General features: G+C 62.6%; 12 protein-coding genes. 6 read left to right on the top strand and 6 right to left on the bottom strand.

All coding sequences use genetic code 11. The features are described from left to right. The first annotated feature begins 6 nt into the window (after nt 1–6). Nucleotides 7–456 carry a low molecular weight phosphatase family protein gene (locus tag ACR65W_RS20625; protein ID WP_434500600.1) on the top strand — a complete coding sequence of 150 codons (450 nt, stop codon included), beginning with the start codon at nt 7–9 and terminating at the stop codon, nt 454–456. A 76-nt stretch (nt 457–532) separates the two neighbouring features. Here ACR65W_RS20625 and ACR65W_RS20630 read toward each other — a convergent pair whose 3' ends face one another. Beyond that, a complete protein-coding gene (locus ACR65W_RS20630) occupies nt 533–1,708 on the bottom strand; it encodes an amidase (RefSeq protein ID WP_434500599.1) in 1,176 nt (391 codons plus the stop codon). A gap of 128 nt (nt 1,709–1,836) precedes the next feature. On the opposite strand from ACR65W_RS20630, the gene ACR65W_RS20635 reads away from it, so the two are divergent. Further along, nucleotides 1,837–1,995, top strand: a complete 159-nt coding sequence (locus tag ACR65W_RS20635; protein WP_434503095.1) for a hypothetical protein — start codon at nt 1,837–1,839, stop codon at nt 1,993–1,995. A gap of 36 nt (nt 1,996–2,031) precedes the next feature. Here the strand turns inward: ACR65W_RS20635 and ACR65W_RS20640 are convergent, their stop codons facing one another. From ACR65W_RS20640 to ACR65W_RS20655, 4 genes are read right to left on the bottom strand one after another with little or no spacing between them, the layout of a single operon-like run. Next, a complete protein-coding gene (locus ACR65W_RS20640) occupies nt 2,032–2,502 on the bottom strand; it encodes a DUF2269 family protein (RefSeq protein WP_434500598.1) in 471 nt (156 codons plus the stop codon). Further along, nucleotides 2,499–3,791: an SDR family oxidoreductase gene (locus ACR65W_RS20645; protein WP_434500597.1), complete on the bottom strand. Its 1,293-nt coding sequence runs from the start codon at nt 3,789–3,791 to the stop codon at nt 2,499–2,501. Before ACR65W_RS20645 ends, ACR65W_RS20640 begins: the two co-directional genes overlap by 4 nt. 13 nt (nt 3,792–3,804) lie before the next feature. Further along, nucleotides 3,805–4,389 (bottom strand): diguanylate cyclase, encoded by a 585-nt coding sequence (locus tag ACR65W_RS20650; protein WP_434500596.1) that lies wholly within the window; start codon nt 4,387–4,389, stop codon nt 3,805–3,807. A gap of 12 nt (nt 4,390–4,401) precedes the next feature. Then, nucleotides 4,402–5,925: an FAD-dependent oxidoreductase gene (locus tag ACR65W_RS20655; RefSeq protein WP_434500595.1), complete on the bottom strand. Its 1,524-nt coding sequence runs from the start codon at nt 5,923–5,925 to the stop codon at nt 4,402–4,404. Between the two features lie 487 nt (nt 5,926–6,412). Between ACR65W_RS20655 and ACR65W_RS20660 the strand changes: the two genes are divergently transcribed. The 4 genes from ACR65W_RS20660 to ACR65W_RS20675 are packed head-to-tail and all read left to right on the top strand — an operon-like array spanning nt 6,413 to nt 11,393. After that, nucleotides 6,413–8,200: a thiamine pyrophosphate-requiring protein gene (locus tag ACR65W_RS20660; RefSeq protein ID WP_434500594.1), complete on the top strand. Its 1,788-nt coding sequence runs from the start codon at nt 6,413–6,415 to the stop codon at nt 8,198–8,200. After that, nucleotides 8,197–9,141, top strand: coding sequence for a hypothetical protein (locus ACR65W_RS20665; RefSeq protein ID WP_434500593.1), 945 nt, complete (start codon nt 8,197–8,199; stop codon nt 9,139–9,141). Before ACR65W_RS20660 ends, ACR65W_RS20665 begins: the two co-directional genes overlap by 4 nt. 24 nt (nt 9,142–9,165) lie before the next feature. Then, nucleotides 9,166–9,762 (top strand): gluconate 2-dehydrogenase subunit 3 family protein, encoded by a 597-nt coding sequence (locus ACR65W_RS20670; RefSeq protein WP_434500592.1) that lies wholly within the window; start codon nt 9,166–9,168, stop codon nt 9,760–9,762. After that, the gene (locus tag ACR65W_RS20675) at nt 9,759–11,393 is read left to right on the top strand and encodes a GMC family oxidoreductase (RefSeq protein WP_434500591.1); all 1,635 of its coding nucleotides are present in this window, start codon (nt 9,759–9,761) and stop codon (nt 11,391–11,393) included. The genes ACR65W_RS20670 and ACR65W_RS20675 overlap by 4 nt, the downstream gene beginning before the upstream one ends. Here ACR65W_RS20675 and ACR65W_RS20680 read toward each other — a convergent pair. Next, nucleotides 11,365–12,465 (bottom strand): SDR family oxidoreductase, encoded by a 1,101-nt coding sequence (locus tag ACR65W_RS20680; RefSeq protein ID WP_434500590.1) that lies wholly within the window; start codon nt 12,463–12,465, stop codon nt 11,365–11,367. The genes ACR65W_RS20675 and ACR65W_RS20680 overlap by 29 nt on opposite strands. Nucleotides 12,466–12,483 lie beyond the last annotated feature (18 nt).

Genomic DNA, 12,483 nt, shown 5'->3' on the forward strand with positions numbered 1-12,483 from the left:
GATCGCGTGAGCAACGTGGCGCGCCCCCAATCCATTCTTTTCGCCTGCACGCTGAACACTGTGCGATCGCCGATGGCGGAGGCGATCGCGCGGTATTATTTTGGCCGCGAAACCTATTTCGCTTCCGCTGGTCTGAAGCGCGGCGCCCCTGACCCCTTCGCCATCGCGGCGATGGACGAGATCGGCGTCGACATTTCAGCGCATAAGCCGCACACGTTCGAAGATCTCGAAGATTCCAATTTCGATCTGATCGTGACGCTGTCGCCCGAGGCGCATCACAAGGCGCTGGAGTTTACGCGCACGATGGCCGTCGAGGTCGTCTATTGGCCGACGCCCGACGCGACCGCCGCCCAGGGCTCGCGCGAGGCCATTCTCGACGCCTATCGCGACGTGCGCGAGCGGCTGACGGGGCGGATCAAGGATCTGCTCGGACACGGTCCGCCGCTGAGCGGATGAGTAAAGCCGCGTCTTATTGACCGCCCGCACGCCGTTCCCGACGCGCGGCTGCCGAACAGCGCACCCGGATCAACTCTTAAGGAGACTTCTTCATCTGCGCGCAGAAGCGCTGCGCAAGGGCGATCAGCGCGTGGTCCGAGCCGCGCCGGCCGATGAAAGAGAGCGCAACGGGCGCATCGCTGGTCGGAAGGGGAATGCTGATCTGCGGCAGGCCAAAGAAGCTCGCGATGAGAAACAGGCGCATCATCTGATAGCGCTTGGCGTCAAGCGTTTCCTCGCTTTCGGTGAGCAGCGGCGCGCGAAACGGCGCCGTCGGCGACACGAGGAAGCCTTGCGAACCGAGGAGCGCGTCGATTTTCTTGCGCGCCTCCTCGCGGAAACTTTCAGCGGCTTTCTTTTGGTCGGCCGTGACCTTCGCCGCATAGGCGAAACGCTGCTCGACGCCCTTGCCGAAAGTCGGGCTGTTCGCCGAAATCCACGCGCCATGCGAGGCCCAGGCCTCGAAAGCCTGCATGTTTCGGAAATGTCCGAGCGCCGCCTTGAAGAAGTCGTCGCCGAGGGTCGCTTCGCGCCAGGGACCGGACGCCTTCAGAGCGTCGACGGGATCCGCCGCCGCCGAAGCGAAATCCATTCCGACTCCCGAGAAGGCGTCGGTGAGCAGCACCGCTTCTTTGAGCTCGGCGTTATCCGCGTTTTCCGGCAACAAAGCCTCGCCGACAGAGGCCATGACGCCGATGTCGCGGGCGAACCAGCCGATGGCGTCGAAGGACGGCGCAAGCGGAATGATTCCATCCATCGCAACTGCGCCATGCGACGCGCGGAAGCCAAAAACCCCGCAAAACGCCGCCGGCGCGCGGCAGGAGCCGGCGGTGTCGGTGCCGATGGCGAAATTGACGAGGCCGGCGGCGACAGCGACCGCCGAGCCTGAAGACGAGCCGCCGGGGTGGCGATTTTGCGCGGCCGGATTGATCGGCGTGCCGTAATGCGGATTGGCGCCGAGCAGGCTATAGGCCATCTCGTCCATTTGCGTCTTGCCGACGAGCCGCGCGCCGGCATCGAGCAATCGATCGACGACAGGGGCGTCGCGCTCGGCGGGGGCGTGGGTCGCCGCCCATTTTGGATGGCCGTTGGTCGAGACGTTTCCCGCGACGTCGATGTTCTCCTTGACGACGAAGCTCGCGCCGGACAGGCGTCCCGGCGTTTCCGTGCTCCGGTTGAGAACGACGGACAGCGCGCCGAGATCGTCCTTCATCGCGGCATCCTTCCTTCCAGCGGGTCTAGCATAGGCGGGCGCGGCGGGAATCCAAATAGCGCCTGAGGAGCGCGACTATACTGAAGAATGCGGCGAGACAAAATGCCGACGCCGCGGGGAGACTGCTGTTGCGCCATTCGCAGGCTTACGCCAGATTGTCCGCTGCGGCGCGCGACAATTGGAGACGCAACATGGATGAGTTCGGCGGGGGCTTTATACGCAATGTCATGATTGGCTTTGCGCTGGCTTTGGCCTTTTCCATCATCTACGTCTGGTACACGCGATAGGGGAACCGTCGCGCGCTTGGGGACGGTCGCGCGGCGTCAGAATATCAGCGGCTTGGCGATCATCAGCCATATGATCGTCATAACGGCGCCGAACGCCGGAAAGCCGAAAGCGAACCACCACCAGAAAAATCGATGGTAGATCTGCGGTAGCGGCTGGTTCGCCGCTACCGAGGCTTGCGCGATATCGCGGATGCGCATCTGCATCCACACGACAGGCAACCAGAAGGCGCCGGTCAAAAGATACAGCGCGATTGAGAGCGCGATCCAGCCTTCGGTGAGCGAATAGCCGGCCAGCCAGGCGAGCGCAACGCCGGTGACGGGCTGCACCACCACGGCGGAAGCGGTAAAGACGAAGTCCGCGATCACAACGATGCGCGCCACCCCGGCGATGACCGGTACGGAGCGGGAGAAATGCGCCATCAGCATGAAGAACGCGATTCCGGCGCCGGTGCCCAGCAAAACCGCGGCGCCGATGATGTGAATGTATTTGAGGAGGAGATAAATCACCGGTCGTCGACGATCGCCAGAGAAACGACGTTGAGCACCATCACAGACCAAATTTTGAGCATTGGTCCCAGCGGCTCCATCCAGAGGCGTGGCACGAGGATGGTGCCGAGGATGAGGTAAATGAACGACAGGATGAGCGCCGCGACAAGCGCAATTTTCGATGTGCGGCGAAAGGCGATGGCTATCCCGATGATGAGATCGGAAGACGCGCCGGCGATCACGGCCATCGGCACGATTGGGCCCGACAGTCCGCCCTCGTACAAAAGACCGAGCCCAATCTCCCATCCCGGCCCGAAAGAAACCAAGGCGGTCGAAATCCAGAACAGCGCCGTGACGGCGAAAATGAGCGGCTTGAGCGCGTAGATGCGCGCGAACCATTTTTCGCGCACGTCGGCGGGCTCGGCCATAAGCGCCGCTTCAAGAGCTTGCGGCTTGATGGCCGTCATGTTTGTCCATGGCGTGGGATCGCCGATGGCGCCGCGGACCATTTCCTGTTTTGCGATGCTGCGGATCGGCGTGCGCCAGCCCAGCCAGGCGAGGAAATCTCCGAGGCGGTACATCCCGTCGATCAGCCAGTCGGGGAGGTCGACGAGCTGGGCAGGACGCCATCCGAGCCATCTGCGATAGATCGCGACAACCTCGTTGAAGGTCAGGCGCCGCGGTCCGACGATCTCCAGCTCCACACGCGCGGGCGCCGAGGGCGCGAGAAAAAAAAGCGCGGTCGCCACGACGTCGTCGAGTTGGACGATCTGCAGTTCTCCCGCGTCCTTGAAGCGTGGAAGCATCGGCAACGCCGCCAGCCCGCGAAATAACGCGCTTCCGCCGTAAGCGCGGCGTCCGACAACGACCGAGGGACGAAGAATGACCCAATCGAGAGCCGTCGCTTTTAAGGCGGCGTCGCCCTCCGCCTTGCTCCTCGAGAATTCGCTCGGCGTCTGCCGGTCGACGCCGACGGCGGAGAAGTGAACGACGCGCTTGACGCCAGCCATTTCGCAAGCGGCGAACAGCGTCGCCGGACCTCGGCTATGCGCGGCGTCGGTGGAATCGGCAGCGCTTTCGCCAAGCACGCCGGCGCAATTGACGACAGCGTCGACGCCTTCAAGATGCGAAAGCCATTGTTGTGGCGAGTCTACAACTCTCAAATCCAGCGACACCCATTGCGCCTGAGGAAATTGCCGTCGGACATTGGCGCGTCGCGTAATGGCGACCACCGAATGACCGGCTGACAGGAGCTTGGCAAGGATGCTCGATCCGATGAGGCCCGTCGCGCCGAGGACAAGAATTTTCATGGGTAGGCCTCGACTATTGCGCGGACGATCTTGCGGCGAGCGGAACGAAGCGGCCGTGATTTGCGCGCAAGCCGCGCAAGAGTTCTTCCATATACGGCAAAATCGCGAACAGCAGCGCTGCGACAACAGCGCCTATGATATAGGCCAAGGGCAGCGGATTGGCTTTAAGCGCGATATCAAAGCGCGGCGCTTCATCTCCGAGTCCAAAAAGGGCCAGGAACTGCGGCCAATGCCTGGCCGAGATCATCAGCACGGCTGTCAGCGGCAACAGTTCGAGGTAACTGTGAACGTGCTGCTCAATGGGCGTGATTTTCCGCAACGTAACCGCATAGCTCAAATCCCAAAGCGTCGTCGCCTCGTGAACGAAGAACATCACGATCATAAAGGCGATCACGAGCGCGTTGACCTCCAGCAAGAGGACCGCGAGAAAAGGACCGCCGACTTCAGCAAAGAGCAGCAGATGAATGACCGATTCCTTTGCGCCTGAGGTTATTTCGATGTTGGTGGCGCGGTGACACAGCCAATCGGCGAAACCCGCCATCAGCCAGACAGGCACGACAAAATACATCAGCAAGAGTAATGTCGGATCCTGTTCCATCCTCATCCGCTCTCAAGGCTTGTATTCCTGCAGCGGCGCGAAAGCGGGGCCATTGAGCGCTTCGCCGTCCGGCGCAAATTGAGATCCATGACAGGGGCAGTCCCAGCATCGCTCGAAGGCGTTCCAATGCACGAGACAGCCAAGGTGAGAGCAGACAGCTGAACGCAGGAACAGTTTCCCGTCTTCATTGCAGAAGGCGGCGACCTTGCTCAAGCCGCTGCGAACGATCGCGCCTTCGCCGGGCTTCAACTGATCCCATGAATCGATCTCGCCGCGCGTGACATATTCGGCGAAGTTTTTGGGCGCGGCAAGATTCTCGCTCAAATATTCGCCGATCGCGCTGATTGGCTTGCGAGCCGGGTCATAGGTCTCGGTCCAGCGATTTGCGCCAGTCAGGATCAGGTCCTTGATGATCAATCCGGCGAGCGCGCCATGGGTCATCCCTTGCCCTGAATCACCCGTCGCGACGAAAAGGCGTTCGCTTCCGGGATCGCGACCAATGAAAGCGACGCCGTCGACAGGTTCGAGCACCTGGCCGGACCAGCGGCGCAGCTCCTTGCCCAGCGGCGGCAACAGTCGGCGCATCCAATCTTCAAGCGCCGCAAAGCGGCGATCTGCGTCGTTCGCTTCGCCCGAGCGATGATCCTCGCCCCCCACGATCAAGATGTCGAGGCGGTCGTCGCCGGGCTGCAATCGCACATAATGATAAGGATCGAGCGTGTCCCAATAGAGAGCGTCAGGAAGCGCGCCCGAGGGCAATTCGAACGCCATGGCGTATGTGCGGTAAGGCGCCTGCTTCGTATGAATGGCGAAGCGATCGCTGATTGGCGCGTTCGTGGCGACGACGGCGTAATCGGCGCGCACAGCCCGGCCGTCAGAGGTCGCCACACGGACCCCGCCATCTTCGTCCTCGACAGCAACTGCCGTCGTGTTCGCGTAAAAATGGCCGCCAGCCTTGGCAATTGCCCGCGCAAGACCATGCAAATATTTGAGCGGATGCACGCGCGCCTGGTTGGGATAGCGGAGCGCTGGCGCGCATTCATGACCGACAAAAGGCGCGCCCATCTGCTTGATAATAGGCAGTCCCGCCCTTTTTGCCGCTTTGAATTCGCGCTCGAGCGATGCTGTGTCTTCTTCCTTCGCCGCAAAGAGATAGCCGTCGACCCGCCGAAAGTCGCAGTCGAAGTTGAGCGTTTGTTGCAGGCTCTCGATGCGATCGATGGCGGCTTGCTGGCTTTCGCGCCAGGCGCTTGCGATTTCTTCGCCGCGCAAGCGGATAAGTTCGTCAAATCCGTCGTCGCTTCCCGAAGCGAGATGCGCAGTGGTGCGCGCCGTCATTCCCTTACCGATCGGTCCGCGATCGAGAACAACGACCTTTTTGCCTGCGGCCGCGAGTTCATATGCGACTGACATGCCCGCGATGCCGGAGCCAATAACGACAACGTCGGCGCGTTCGTCATTGAGGAGAGCGCCGGCGCCCTCGACGACCGGCTGGTCCGTCCAAAAGGACCGACTTCTTTCGAAAGCGACCTTCATCGGATATTCGACGCTCTTCAATGGGTGTGAACGGCGGCTGCAGATTGAAACGAACGCGCAGGCTCTGTGTTCCCTCATGCCCTTAGTCGCTGGGGACGGGCATGCGACTCAACAGCCAGGAAGACGCGCAGCCTTCCCTCTAACGCACCATCCGATAGATCACGCCGAATAAGGTGGCGTTGACTGTCGCCAGCATAAAGACGATCAGTAACGTCTCAGCTACTCGACTATGCCGCGACGACATTGACGCCTCACCACAGATTGCAAAGCGGCAAACTAGTTAGAGCGGCTGCGTGAAGCGACAATGCAAAATGCGCTTCTTAATTCGAGTGGCGCCGTCCACAGCCCCAAGCTCAACGATTGTTCTCACACACTTGCGATAGGCGCACGATGCCTATGCGCTGTCGGAACATGCGGACGGGCGGCTGGTTATCGCCATAGGCGGGCGTCGGAGCGTCCTTCAGCTTCAAAAGAGAGCGAGTCGGCCATGAGCGGCACCGTTGGCGATTTCTTTGTCCGCCGGCTGCACGAATGGGGCGTGCGGCGCATTTTCGGCTATCCGGGCGATGGCATCAACGGCGTGCTCGGGGCATTGCAGCGCGCCAAAGGCAAGATCGAGTTCATTCAGGTGCGGCACGAAGAGATGGCCGCTTTCATGGCCAGCGCGCACGCCAAATTCACTGGAGAGTTGGGCGTGTGCCTTTCGACCGGCGGACCCGGCGCCGCTCATCTCATCACCGGACTCTATGACGCCAAATGCGATCACATGCCCGTTCTCGCGATCTCCGGCCAAGCGCCGCGAACGGCGCGCGGTTCTCACTACCAGCAAGAGCTCAACCTCGATCGCATGTTTTCCGACGTCGCCGCCTTCGTGCAGGAAGCGGAGACGCCTTCGCAAGTCAGGATGCTGACCGACCGCGCCATTCGCATCGCCAAATCCCAACATGCGGTTTCTGTCGTCATTTTCCCCGCCGATCTGCAAGACCTCGAATATGAGGAACCGCCGCGCGAGCATGGATCCGTGCGAACCGGCGTGGGTTATTCGCGGCCGCTGATTGTGCCGCGGCACAAGGATCTGCGGCTCGCCGCCGAGGTCTTGAACGCGGGCCGCAAGGTCGCTGTTCTCATCGGCGCGGGAGCGCTCGGGGCATCGAAGCAGGTCGTCGAAGTGGCCGAAAAGCTGAAGGCGGGCGTGGCGAAGGCGCTGCTCGGCAAAGCCGCTTTGCCGGACACTTTGCCATGGGTCACGGGCTCCATTGGACTGCTTGGCACAAAACCAAGCTACGATCTGATGATGGAGTGCGACACATTGCTGATGATCGGCTCCGGCTTTCCATATTCGGAATTTCTTCCGCACGAGGGTCAGGCGCGGGGCGTACAGATCGACATTGATCCATCCATGCTCAGCATTCGCTTCCCGATGGAGGTCAATCTCCATGGGGACGCCGCGGCGACGCTCGACGCGCTCCTACCGCTCATCGAAGAAAAGAGCCATTTCGGCTGGCGCGACCGCATCGAGAAAGGCGTGCGGGACTGGTGGGAATTGATGGAGCAGCGGGCGATGGCGCCTGCACACCCCATCAATCCGCAGCTCGTCGCGTGGGACTTGTCGCCGCGTCTTCCGGACGGCGCCATCATCACGTCCGACTCGGGCTCTTGCGCCAATTGGTATGCGCGCGATCTCAAGATCAGGCCCGGCATGATGTGCTCGCTTTCGGGCGGGCTCGCGTCAATGGGCGCGGCCGTGCCTTACGCGATCGCCGCAAAATTCGCGCATCCGGGGCGCCCTGTGATCGCGCTCATCGGCGACGGCGCGATGCAGATGAACAACATGGCCGAGTTGATCACCGTCGCCAAATATTGGCGGGAATGGAGCAGCCCGAACTGGATCTGCTGCGTATTCAACAACGAAGATCTCAATCAGGTCACGTGGGAACAGCGTGTCATGGAAGGCAATCCTAAGTTCGAGGCGACCCAGAATATCCCTGACGTCCCTTACCACCGCTTCGCGGAATTGATCGGGTTGAAGGGCATTTTCGTCGACGATCCAGACCGGCTTGCGGCGGCGTGGGACGAAGCGCTGTCCTGCGACCGTCCGGTCGTGCTGGAGGTCAAGACAGATCCTGAAGTGCCCCCGCTGCCGGCTCATATCTCGCTCGAACAGGCGCGAAATTTTGCGACGACGCTTTTCAAGGGAGATCCCGAGCAGAGCCGTCTCATAAAGGGAACGGCGAGGCAGGTTCTCGCGTCCGTTCTTCCCGGCCGGGAAGAATGATTCCGCAGCCGCGCACGGCGACGCCGAAACTGGCCGGCGCATTCGTTCTAGGAGTCGTTTGCGCCGAAGCGGCGCGCCTCGCCGGCGTGCTTCCACGGCAGCGCGCGCCGGCAGCTGGACCTTCGCGAGCGCGTAGACTGCCCAAGAGGGCGCGCGCGTTAGAGGGCTCGGCCGCGCTGCTCGCCGCCTCGGTCCTCGCTGACAGCGCCGTCGAGCACTATCGAGGGTCGTTTGAAAATCCAGGAATGTTCGCGCCTATGGTCAGCTCGGCGCTGACGCTACTTGCCGGCGGTGAAGGCGCGACGTTCGGCGCGGCGCGGGCGCGCGCCTTTCGGAAAAGCGCTTTCGCCATGGCCGTTGCGGTTGGCGCGATTGGCGCCGGGTTTCACGTCTATGACGTCTTTCGCCGACCGGGAGGGATGAGCTGGTTGAATCTCTTCTATGGCGCGCCGCTCGGCGCGCCGGCGGCGCTTTCCGTCGCGGGCGTTCTCGGCCTATGCGCGGAGCGCCTCGGCGCTGGCGCGACGCGGCTCTTTGGCCTTCCCGCGGGGCGCGCGCTGGCGGCGCTCAGCAGCTTCGCGCTTGCGGGAACAGTGGCGGAGGCGGCGCTCCTGCATTTCAGGGGCGCCTTCCATAATCCCTTCATGTGGATTCCGGTGACGCTGCCGCCGGTGGCGTCAGGGTTGATGGCCAAGGCTGCCCTTCAACGACCGTCCAAACCGCGCCATCCGCTGACGCGCGCCTGGCTGTGGGTCACCGCGACTGCCGGCTTTATTGGCGTCGGATTTCACGCCTATGGGGTTTCGCGCGCGATGGGCGGCTGGCGCAACTGGAGCCAGAACGTCGTCGACGGACCGCCCTTGCCAGCGCCGCCTGCCTTTTCCTCGCTCGCGCTTTCCGCGCTCACAGCGTTATCGCTTTTGGAAGAGAGCGGCGCCTGAGGCAAGCGCCGCAGAGGCCGACGCATGGATACGCCGTATCGAGATTATGACGTCCTCGCCAAATGGGACACAGTTTCGTTCGACGATCGAACACGCGAGGAGCTGACCCGGCGACTGCACGGCGGTCTCGAACGGCGCTTCCTGACAAAAGAGGAGTTCGAGCTTCTCGCCGCGATCGTCGAGCGACTGGTTCCCGTCTTTTCCGATGGCGTTCGCCCGCCGATTGCGCATTGGATCGACGGTCGCTTGTTCCAAAACTTCGGCGAAGGTTTTCGATATGCGGGCGAGCCGCCGATGCGCGAGAGTTGGCGCAAAGGCCTCGCGGCGATTGACGCGGAGGCGCGCCGTTTCTTCGCAGTGAGCTTCACCATGCTCGACGCCTCGCGAAAGGACGCGACGTTGCGCGCCATTCAAAAGGGCGACGTCGACGCCGCCCTCTGGCGCGGTCTACGCCCAGTTCTGTTCTTCTCCCATACGCTGCTGAAAACCATCGCGGGGCTTGCTTATGCGCATCCGTCGGCGTGGAGCGACATCGGCTTTGGCGGTCCGGCCAGTCCGCGCGGCTATGTGCGTCTCGGCTTCAACCAGCGCGATCCATGGGAAGCGGAAGAATCTCGATGAACGTCGAGCGTCCGCGCGCAAAGGATGGACGCGCGCCAGACGTTTTCAGGCCGGGCGGCTGGACGCCGATGCGGCAATACGCCGAACGCGAGCCCGTCGATTTCCTCATTGTCGGCGCGGGAGCCGGCGGCGCGACGCTCGCATGCAAGCTCGCTGAAAAAGGCTTCTCGGTTGTCGTGCTCGACGCCGGACCGTTCTGGCGACCTCTCGACGATTTCGCCTCCGACGAGCTGGCGCAGCAGACGCTCTATTGGACCGACGACCGCATCACCGGCGGAGAAGATCCGATCGCATTAGGCGGAAACAACTCCGGTCGCGGCGTCGGCGGCTCGACGATCCACTTCAGCATGATCTCGCTTCGGTTCCGACCGGAATGGTTCAAGTCGAAGAGCGAACTCGGCTACGGGTTCGACTGGCCGATCTCGTACGAGGAGATCGCGCTTTATTACGAAGAAGTGGAGGAGGCGTTGCAGGTCGCTGGCCCGGTGAACTATCCTTGGGGTCCGGCGCGCCGACGCTATCCCTATAGGCCGCACGAGGTGAACGCGGCGGGGCTCGTTCTGGCTCGGGGCGCAGAGAAGCTCGGGGTGAAGTGGGCCGCGACGCCGCTTGCGACGGTTTCGGCGCCGCGCGGCAAATCTCCCCCATGCGTCTACCGTGGCTTCTGCAACTTCGGCTGTTCGACGAACGCCAAACAGAGCGCGCTCATCGTCTGGATCCCGCGCGCGCTTCACGCCGGCGCGGAGGTGCGCGATCTTGCGATGGCGGGGCGCATCGAGCTGGACCAACAGGGGCGGGTGTCCGGCGTCGAATATTTTCGCGAGGGCGATTGGCGTTTTCAGAAGGCGCGCAACGTCGTCGTCGCCGGCTATGCGATCGAAACGCCGAGGCTGCTGCTCAACTCGGCTTGTCCGCAGTTCCCACAGGGGCTCGCGAACAGCTCCGGCATGGTCGGCACGCATCTTCTCACGCACGCGGGGCCGGGCGCCTGGGCGACATTCGACGACGAGATTCGCTGGTACAAGGGGCCGCCCAACATGGCGGTCACCGAACATTGGAACTACACGGATGAGGGCAAGGACTTCCACGGCGCCTACGCTTTCATGAGCCAGGGACCCTTGCCGATGGCCTGGGCGCAAGTCCTTGCGACCTCGCGCGGCCTGTGGGGCGACGAGCTGCGGCGAGAGATGCAGAAATACAATCACACAGCCGGATTCGTTCCCGTCGCCGAGACTGAGGCGCGGCAAGAGAACCGGGTCGAGCTTGCGGAGGACACGGATCAGTTCGGCCTGAGGATTCCGCGCGTCACATTCTCCTATTCGGAAAATGATCTCCGCTTGCAGCGCCATGCGGTTCGCTTCATGAGCGAGATGCTTGAGGCTGCGGGCGGCTACGACATCTGGATCAACAGCGACACCAGCCATATCCTCGGCACATGCCGCATGGGCGACGATCCGCGAACGAGCGTCGTCGACGCGGACGGCCGCTGTTGGGATATTCCCAATCTGTGGATTTGCGACGGCTCGGTTTTTCCAACCTGCGGCGGCGTCAACCCGTCTTTGACGATTCAGGCGCTCGCCTGCAGGATATCTGACCGCATCGCTAGCCTCGCGGCGTCGGGACAGATCTAGCGCCATTTGGCCGGCGCAAGGCCCGCGCTTGGACGCCTCCGCGCGAACGGCCGAGAAGGAATGCGCCCGCAAGCAAGCCCAAGCCCGCGAGCAACGCTCCGCTGCGCAGATGGAAGGGATCGACGGCGATGAGGTCATTCTTGGCGCCCTCCGTGAAGCGGCCGCGCGCCCCATGGTCCTCGCTCGCCGGCCCCAGCAGTTCGTCGGGGTCGCCGGGCAGGACAGGATCGTCGGAAATCTGCTGTTCGTATGAGTGACGCGCGAGATAGCGATCGGTAAATCCCGGGGCAGCTATTGCTCCCGCAATCGCCTGCAGAGTCGGCAAGCCGAGCCACAGCTCACGCGGGATGTGGGACGACAGCGCAATGTTTACGACCGCCTGCGCCACGGCCTCCGGTTCGTAGCAGGCGCCGATCGGTTGGTGGCGATGCGCGAAGTGCATGTGCGACCAGTCGAATTGCGGCGTATTGACGCCTGGCAGCTGAACCATCGTCAGTCGAATGGGACTACGATCATGGATCAATTCGGTGCGCAGCGAATCCGTAAATCCACGAATGGCGAATTTCGACGCGCAATAGGCGGATTGCAGCGGTATCGCGCGGTAGGCGAGCGCGGAGCCGATCTGAATGATGGTTCCTGCGCCGCGCGGGCGCATATGGCGAAGCGCCGCCAGCGTCCCATGCACATATCCGAGATAGGTGACTTCCGTCACCCGCTTGAACTCTTCAGCGGATATGGTGTCGACAGGCCCGACCACGGTCTCCATGGCGGCGTTCACCCAAACGTCGATCCGGCCCCATCGATCGGCGACATGTCGCGCGGCGGCGTCAACCTGCTTGGGATCGGCGACGTCGGTCGTTATCGCGAGTGGCTCGCCGCCAAGCCGCTCGACATCCTCGCGCGCGCCGTCAAGACCGGCTTGACCCCGCGCAAGAAGGGCGACTCGGAATCCTCGCTGAGCGAAAGCCGCGGCGATCGCGCGTCCAACGCCCGCAGACCCGCCGGTGACGACGGCGACGGGGGCGTCATTGCTTGATGTATCTCGTTCAGTCTGGTCTGCGGCGTTTTCCATCGAATTTTCCTTGGCTTT

The sequence above is a fragment of the Methylocystis sp. genome (genome assembly GCF_051062815.1).
GTDB lineage: Bacteria > Pseudomonadota > Alphaproteobacteria > Rhizobiales > Beijerinckiaceae > Methylocystis.

What these genes read in the sequence shown, in the direction of transcription:
- ACR65W_RS20630 (WP_434500599.1), bottom strand. Translation starts at nt 1,708, where the DNA reads ATGAAGGACGATCTCGGCGCGCTGTCCGTCGTTCTCAACCGGAGCACG.
- ACR65W_RS20645 (WP_434500597.1), bottom strand. Translation starts at nt 3,791, where the DNA reads ATGAAAATTCTTGTCCTCGGCGCGACGGGCCTCATCGGATCGAGCATC.
- ACR65W_RS20650 (WP_434500596.1), bottom strand. Translation starts at nt 4,389, where the DNA reads ATGGAACAGGATCCGACATTACTCTTGCTGATGTATTTTGTCGTGCCT.
- ACR65W_RS20655 (WP_434500595.1), bottom strand. Translation starts at nt 5,925, where the DNA reads ATGAAGGTCGCTTTCGAAAGAAGTCGGTCCTTTTGGACGGACCAGCCG.
- ACR65W_RS20660 (WP_434500594.1), top strand. Translation starts at nt 6,413, where the DNA reads ATGAGCGGCACCGTTGGCGATTTCTTTGTCCGCCGGCTGCACGAATGG.
- ACR65W_RS20665 (WP_434500593.1), top strand. Translation starts at nt 8,197, where the DNA reads ATGATTCCGCAGCCGCGCACGGCGACGCCGAAACTGGCCGGCGCATTC.
- ACR65W_RS20670 (WP_434500592.1), top strand. Translation starts at nt 9,166, where the DNA reads ATGGATACGCCGTATCGAGATTATGACGTCCTCGCCAAATGGGACACA.
- ACR65W_RS20675 (WP_434500591.1), top strand. Translation starts at nt 9,759, where the DNA reads ATGAACGTCGAGCGTCCGCGCGCAAAGGATGGACGCGCGCCAGACGTT.
- ACR65W_RS20680 (WP_434500590.1), bottom strand. Translation starts at nt 12,465, where the DNA reads ATGGAAAACGCCGCAGACCAGACTGAACGAGATACATCAAGCAATGAC.